Below are 5,694 nucleotides of genomic sequence, written 5' to 3' on the forward strand. Positions count from 1 at the left end.
GGGTCGAGGCCGTCGCCGGCCTGGTCCGGCCGCCGGACGAGCCGACCGACGACTGGCGGCTGGGTTTCCTGGCCGGCCTGTTCGACGCCGCCGGGAGCTGCCGCCGGGGCGTGTTCCGGATCGGCGTGCCCGACGACCGCAGCTGCCGCCGCGCAACCGAGGCGCTCGACCGGTTCGCCTTCCGGTGGGCGCGCGACGAGCCGGGCAACCGCACCGGCTCGTGTCAGCTCCGGCTGACCGGCGGCCTGCCGGAGCGGCTGCGCTTCTTCCACCTGACCGACCCGGCCGTCACCGGGCGCCGCTCGATCGAGGGCACGGCGCTCAAGTGCGCGGCGCGGCTCCAGGTGACCCGGGTCGAGGATCTCGGCCTGGAGCTGCCGCTGTGGGACATCACCACCGGCACCGGCGACTTCATCGCCAACGGGGTGGTCAGCCACAACTGCTTCGCCCGCAACACGCACACCTACCTCGACCTCGACGCCGGAGCGGACTTCGACCGCAAGGTGGTCGTCAAGGTCAACGCCGGCGAGCTGGTCCGTCGGGAGCTGTCCGCCCCGCGGTGGCGCGGCGCGCACGTCGCCATGGGCACCAACGTGGACTGTTACCAGCGGGCCGAGGGGCGCTACCGTCTGATGCCGCCGATCCTGGAGGCGCTGCGCGACTTCGCCAACCCGTTCTCCATCCTCACCAAGGGCACCCTGCTGCTGCGCGACCTGCCACTGCTGCGCCAGGCCGCCGAGGTGACCCGGGTCGGGTTGTCCTACTCGGTGGGCTTCGTCGACGAGGCGCTCTGGCGGGTCGCCGAGCCGGGCACGCCGAGCCCGCACCGCCGGCTGGACGCGGTCCGTCGCCTCACCGACGCCGGCTTCGCGGTCGGGGTGCTGATGGCGCCGATCCTGCCCGGCCTCAGCGACGACGAGGAGTCGATCGACGCGACCGTGGCGGCGATCGCCGCTTCCGGCGCGTCGAGCGTGACCCCGCTGGCGCTGCACCTGCGGCCCGGCGCGCGGGAGTGGTACGCCCGCTGGCTGGCCCGCGAGTTCCCGCACCTGGTTCCCCGCTACCGCCAGCTCTACCAGGCCGGGGCGTACGCGCCGCAGGCGTACCAGCGGGAGGTGACCGCGCGGGTGCGGATGGCGGCCCGCCGGCACGGGTTGCACCGGGGCGAGACCGGCGACAACCGCCGGCTGCCGGACGAGCCGCCGCCGGCCCCCGCCGCCGAGCAACTCTCGCTGCTGTGACCGGGCCGGCGGGTTAGTCTCGGCGAATGCGTTCCGCCCAGCAGCTCCTCGCCGACTCCGCCGTGATCGCCGTCGTCGGGGCCTCCCGCGACCCGGGCAAGGCCGCACACCGCGTACCGCTGGAGATGCAACGGCACGGCTGTCGGATCATCCCGGTCAACCCGACCGTGGACGAGCTGTTCGGTGAGCGGGCCTACCCGACGCTTGCCGACATCCCGCACCCGGTCGACCTGGTGGACGTGTTCCGGCCGGCGCGGGACGCGGTCGAGGTGGTCCGCCAGGCGGTGGCGATCGGCGCGCCGGCGGTCTGGTTGCAGCTCGGGATCTTCTCCGCCGAGGCGCGCCGGATCGCCGAGGAGGCCGGCATCGACTACGTCGAGGACAAGTGCCTCATCGTCGAGCGGGCCGCCGCGGGTCTCTCCCGCCGCTGACCGTCGATCCGGCGCGCCGGCGTACCCGCCGGTCGGTCACGCCGGAGCCGGCCTCCTGAGCCGGGGTCGGGTCACCGGGCCGGGTCGGCGCCGAAGATCAGGTCGAGCTGGGCGTCGAGCGCGGCCAGCGCGGTCTCCGGGGGATAGTGGCCGCCGAGCACGTAGATGCCGAGCCCCTCCATCACGGCGAGCAGCCCGACCGCGGACCGTTCCGGGTCCACCCGGCCGTCCGCGACGAGCGGTGAGCCGGCGGCGATCTGGCCGGCCACGAACGCCAGCAGCGCGGCCGTCTCGTCGTGCAGCGCGGCGGCCACGGCCGGTCGCACGGCGGTGTAGGCGAGGAAGGCCAGGGCCACCCGGCCGTCCGCCCGCCGTTCCTCGTCGAGCGGCAGCAGTTCGGCCAGCATGGCCCGCAGCAGCGCCCGGGGTGCCGGCGTCGCGCCGAGCGGCTCGACCGCCCGGCGGACCCGTTCCTCGTTGCGCTCGCGCACCACGGCGAGCGCGAAGACCATCATCTCGTCCCGGGTACGGAAGTAGTGCTGCACCATCCCGGGGCTGACCTCGGCCGCGGCGGCGACGTGGCGCAGGCTGACCGCCTCCAGCCCCTGTTCGGCCGCGACCCGCATCAGGGCGTCGGCGATCAGCGCGCGACGCTCCCGGTGGTCGACCCGCTTCGGCATACTCCCATGCTTTCACAATACGACTGTATTGACACGTCGCCGAGGACGTTTTACATTACGACTGCATTGAAAAGAGGGGGTGCGGTGATGGGGCAGGCGATCCGGCTGGCGCGGCGCGTGGTGGCGTACGAGTGGGGCATGTGGCGCAGTCTCACCCGGTGGGTCCTGCGCCGGCCGTACCCGGTCGCACCAGGTGCCGGGACGTACGCCTACGTCGGCGGCGTACAGCCGATCCTGCTGGCCTTCATCGTGCTGTCCACGATCGAGATCCCGGTCCTCGACGTGATCCTGCGGCACACCGTCGACCAGCCGACGGTGCGGCACGCGGCGATCGGGCTCGGGGTCTGGGGCGTGCTGTGGATGGTCGGGCTGCTGGCCAGCCTCCGGATCCATCCGCACGTCGTCGACGACGCCGGCCTGCGGGTGCGCAACGGCGTCTCGATCGACGTCAGGATCCCGTGGGCGGCCGTCGCCCAGGTCTCGTTCCGTCGCCGCTCCCTGCCGTCCAGCCGGGCCGTCCAGTACGACGCGGACGACCCGGCGGTGCTCAACCTCGGCGTCGGCAGCCAGACGGCGATCGACGTGGTGCTGCGCGAGCCGCTGTCGGTGCCGCTGCCGAAGGGGCCGAGCGCGCCGGTGCGGGAGATCCGGCTGTACGCCGACGATCCGGCCGCGCTTGTCGAGCACGCCCGCCGGCACCTGCCCGCCACCGACCACGTCACGCGCCGGCCGACGCGTTAAGAAGGGGCCCCTGCTCTACCGGAAACGTTAAGAAGGGGCCCTTCCTTACAGCTTGTACTCCTTGAGCAGGCCGCGGGAGATGATCGTCTTCTGGATCTCCGAGGTGCCCTCGCCGATCAGCAGGAACGGCGCCTCGCGCATCAGGCGCTCGATCTCGTACTCCTTGGAGTAGCCGTAGCCGCCGTGGATGCGGAAGGCCTCCTGGACCACCTCGGCGCAGTATTCCGAGGCGAGCAGCTTGGCCATGCCGGCCTCGACGTCGTTGCGCTGACCGGCGTCCTTGAGCCGGGCCGCGTTGACCATCAGGGAGTGCGCGGCCTCGATCTTGGTGCCCATCTCGGCGAGCTTGAACGCGATCGCCTGGTGCCGGGCGAGCGGCTGGCCGAACGTCTTGCGCTGCTGGGCGTACGCGACGGCCAGCTCGAACGCGCGGATCGAGATGCCGCAGGCGCGGGCGGCCACGTTGACCCGGCCCACCTCGATGCCGTCCATCATCTGGTAGAAGCCGCGACCGACCTTCTCCTCGCCGCCGAGCACGGCGGAGGCGGGGACGGTGACGCCGTCGAGCACCATCTCGGTGGTCTCGACGCCCTTGTAGCCCATCTTGTCGATCTTGCCGGGAATGGTCAGGCCGGGCGCGGTCTCGCCGAAGCCGGGCTCCTTCTCCAGCAGGAACGTGCTCATGTTGCCGTAGACCGAGTCGGCCCCGGTGTCGGTCTTGACCAGGGTGGCCACCACCGAGGAGTACGCCCCGTTGGTCAGCCACATCTTCTGCCCGTTGAGCACGTAGTTGTCGCCGTCGCGGACGGCCTTCGACTTGATCGCCGAGACGTCCGAGCCGCACTCCGGTTCCGACATGGAGAACGCCCCGCGCACCTCGCCGGTGGCCATCCGGGGCAGCAGCCGGGCCTTCTGGTCGGCCGAACCGTGCTGCGAGATCAGGTACGCCACGATGAAGTGGGTGTTGACGATGCCGGAGATCGACATCCAGCCCCGGGACAGCTCCTCGACCACCAGCGCGTAGGTCAGCAGGGACTCGCCCAGGCCGCCGTACTCCTCGTCGATGGTGAGACCGAACAAGCCCATCTCGCGCATCCCGTCGAGGATGTCGGCGGGGTACTCGTCGGCGTGCTCCAGTCGCTGGGCGTGCGGAATGATCTCCTTGTCGGCGAACTCCCGGACGGTTTCCAGGATCGACCGCTGCACGTCGGTCAGGCCGGGCGTCTGGGCGAGTCGGGCCATCTCAGCCTCCGGGGTCGGCGCATTACTCATGGGTAACTGAACGCTCGGTCAGTATCGGCCCCCGGACCGGCCGCGCCAAGGTGACCAGTCCACACAACCGCTGTGAAAAGGTTCACCGCTGCGGGTAGCGTCCGCAAGAGAGAGGGCCGGTGACAGGCGATGGGGGGCGAGCGTGACTGACGAGCAGCCACCGTCGCCGTACGAGCCGCCGGGCCACGGCCAGCCGTACGGGCAGCCGCAGTACGGGCAGCAGCACCCGCAGTGGGGCCAGCAGCCGCCGTACCACCCGCAACCGCCCTACGGCCAGTACGGCCCGCCCGACCCGGGGCAACGCCCCCGCGGCGGCCCGAACGTGCTCGCCATCCTGTCCCTGGTCTTCGCGTTCGTCTTCGCGCCGGCCGGCATCGTCTGCGGCCACCTGGCCAAGCGGCAGATCCGGCAGACCGGCGAGGAGGGCGACCAGCTCGCCACCTGGGGCCTGATCCTCAGCTACGTCTTCACCGTGCTCGGCGTGCTCGCCTGCTGCGGCTGGATCGGGCTGGCCATCTGGGCCAACTCGGACAACGGCACCGGCTACTGACGCTCAGCGGAACTGCGCCTCCCGGACGCTGTTGCCTCCGTCGACCACGAGCATCTGCCCGGTGATGTACGACGCGGCCGGCGAACAGAGGAACGCGATCGCGGCGGCCACCTCGTCCGGCGTGCCGGGACGCCCCACCGGGGTGCCATGGCCCTGCTTGATCTCGGCCAGGGTGGACGCCGCGGTGTGGATGATGCCCGGTGCGACCGCGTTCACGGTCACCCCGTCGGCGACCATCTCCATCGCCAGCGCCCGGGTCAGCCCGACCACACCGGCCTTCGCCGCCGCGTACGCCGCCTCGGTGGGCAGCGCGTTCACCGGCCCGGCGGTGGCCGCCAGGTTGACGATCCGCCCCCAGCCGCGCTCGGCCATGCCGTTGATGAACGCACGGCTGCACAGGAACGCCGTGGTCAGGTTGCGGTCGATCTCGCCGCGCCACTCGTCGTAGGTCAGCTGGGCCACCGGCCGCAGCACCTCCGGGCTGGCCCGGCTCGCCAGGCCGGCGTTGTTGACCAGCACCTCGACGTCGCCGAGCTGCTCGGCCACCGCGTCGGCCAGCGCGCCGACCTCGGACTCGTCGGTGAGGTCGGCGACGAAGCCGGTGACACCCAGCTCGCCGGCGCGGTCGTGGATCCGGCGGGTGGTCGACACGATCGCCACCCGGGCGCCCAGGTCGGCCAGGCGGCGCGCGGTCGCGTAGCCGATGCCGTCGGCGCTGCCCGCGCCGGTGACCAGCGCGACCCGGCCGTCCAGCCGCATGGTGGCGGTCTCCGGGAGCG

7 protein-coding genes are annotated in these 5,694 nt (G+C 72.2%); 4 read left to right on the top strand and 3 right to left on the bottom strand.

Going from position 1 to position 5,694, the window contains the following annotated elements:
* The first annotated feature begins 125 nt into the window (after positions 1-125).
* Together HUW36_RS24165 and HUW36_RS24170 are read left to right on the top strand one after the other, a co-directional pair.
* The gene (locus HUW36_RS24165) at positions 126-1,241 is read left to right on the top strand and encodes a radical SAM protein (protein ID WP_246248306.1); all 1,116 of its coding nucleotides are present in this window, start codon (positions 126-128) and stop codon (positions 1,239-1,241) included.
* Between the two features lie 26 nt (positions 1,242-1,267).
* Positions 1,268-1,672, top strand: coding sequence for a CoA-binding protein (locus HUW36_RS24170; protein ID WP_174530275.1), 405 nt, complete (start codon positions 1,268-1,270; stop codon positions 1,670-1,672).
* A 71-nt stretch (positions 1,673-1,743) separates the two neighbouring features.
* Here the strand turns inward: HUW36_RS24170 and HUW36_RS24175 are convergent, their stop codons facing one another.
* Positions 1,744-2,352, bottom strand: coding sequence for a TetR/AcrR family transcriptional regulator (locus HUW36_RS24175; RefSeq protein ID WP_174530276.1), 609 nt, complete (start codon positions 2,350-2,352; stop codon positions 1,744-1,746).
* Between the two features lie 87 nt (positions 2,353-2,439).
* Between HUW36_RS24175 and HUW36_RS24180 the strand changes: the two genes are divergently transcribed.
* On the top strand, positions 2,440-3,093 hold the full coding sequence (locus HUW36_RS24180; RefSeq protein ID WP_174530277.1) for a PH domain-containing protein: 654 nt from the start codon (positions 2,440-2,442) through the stop codon (positions 3,091-3,093).
* Positions 3,094-3,138: 45 nt separating this feature from the next.
* On the opposite strand, the gene HUW36_RS24185 is transcribed toward HUW36_RS24180, so the two are convergent.
* On the bottom strand, positions 3,139-4,335 hold the full coding sequence (locus HUW36_RS24185; protein WP_174530278.1) for an acyl-CoA dehydrogenase family protein: 1,197 nt from the start codon (positions 4,333-4,335) through the stop codon (positions 3,139-3,141).
* A gap of 172 nt (positions 4,336-4,507) precedes the next feature.
* Between HUW36_RS24185 and HUW36_RS24190 the strand changes: the two genes are divergently transcribed.
* On the top strand, positions 4,508-4,915 hold the full coding sequence (locus HUW36_RS24190) for a DUF4190 domain-containing protein (RefSeq protein WP_174530279.1): 408 nt from the start codon (positions 4,508-4,510) through the stop codon (positions 4,913-4,915).
* Between the two features lie 3 nt (positions 4,916-4,918).
* Here HUW36_RS24190 and HUW36_RS24195 read toward each other — a convergent pair.
* A partial coding sequence (locus HUW36_RS24195; protein WP_246248305.1) for an SDR family NAD(P)-dependent oxidoreductase occupies positions 4,919-5,694 on the bottom strand: 776 nt, incomplete at its 5' end.

The sequence above is a fragment of the Micromonospora maritima genome (assembly GCF_902825405.1).
Classification (GTDB): domain Bacteria; phylum Actinomycetota; class Actinomycetes; order Mycobacteriales; family Micromonosporaceae; genus Micromonospora; species Micromonospora maritima.

Coding starts and splice junctions, on each gene's coding strand:
- HUW36_RS24170 (WP_174530275.1), top strand. CDS start 1,268: ATGCGTTCCGCCCAGCAGCTCCTCGCCGACTCCGCCGTGATCGCCGTC.
- HUW36_RS24175 (WP_174530276.1), bottom strand. CDS start 2,352: ATGCCGAAGCGGGTCGACCACCGGGAGCGTCGCGCGCTGATCGCCGAC.
- HUW36_RS24180 (WP_174530277.1), top strand. CDS start 2,440: ATGGGGCAGGCGATCCGGCTGGCGCGGCGCGTGGTGGCGTACGAGTGG.
- HUW36_RS24185 (WP_174530278.1), bottom strand. CDS start 4,335: ATGGCCCGACTCGCCCAGACGCCCGGCCTGACCGACGTGCAGCGGTCG.